The sequence below is a fragment of the Vibrio sp. 1978 genome, from assembly GCF_033344345.1.
In genome coordinates, this window is sequence record NZ_JAWPOP010000615.1 from 1 (window position 1) to 634 (window position 634).

Here is a 634-nt window from a genome sequence, read left to right on the forward strand (position 1 = left end):
GCTCCTGACAGTTCAATATCAGAAGTGATCTGCACCAATCTCGACTATGCTCAATAGTCGTGTGGGCTCTGTTGCAAAAATCGTGAAGCTTGAGCATGCTTGGCGGAGATTGGACGGACGGAACGATGACGGATTTCAAGTGGCGCCATTTCCAGGGTGATGTGATCCTGTGGGCGGTGCGCTGGTATTGTCGCTATCCGATCAGCTATCGCGACCTTGAGGAAATGCTGGCGGAACGCGGCATTTCGGTCGACCATACGACGATCTATCGCTGGGTCCAGTGCTACGCCCCGGAGATGGAGAAGCGGCTGCGCTGGTTCTGGCGGCGTGGCTTTGATCCGAGCTGGCGCCTGGATGAAACCTACGTCAAGGTGCGGGGCAAGTGGACCTACCTGTACCGGGCAGTCGACAAGCGGGGCGACACGATCGATTTCTACCTGTCGCCGACCCGCAGCGCCAAGGCAGCGAAGCGGTTCCTGGGCAAGGCCCTGCGAGGCCTGAAGCACTGGGAAAAGCCTGCCACGCTCAATACCGACAAAGCGCCGAGCTATGGTGCAGCGATCACCGAATTGAAGCGCGAAGGAAAGCTGGACCGGGAGACGGCCCACCGGCAGGTGAAGTATCTCAATAACGT

The 634-nt window shown here is 58.4% G+C and carries 1 protein-coding gene; it reads left to right on the forward strand.

Annotation, left to right across the window (positions count from 1 at the left end):
• Window positions 1-125 precede the first annotated feature (125 nt).
• Window positions 126-634 (forward strand): IS6-like element IS6100 family transposase (locus R8N49_RS28145; protein WP_034029464.1); only part of this gene is annotated, 509 nt, incomplete at its 3' end.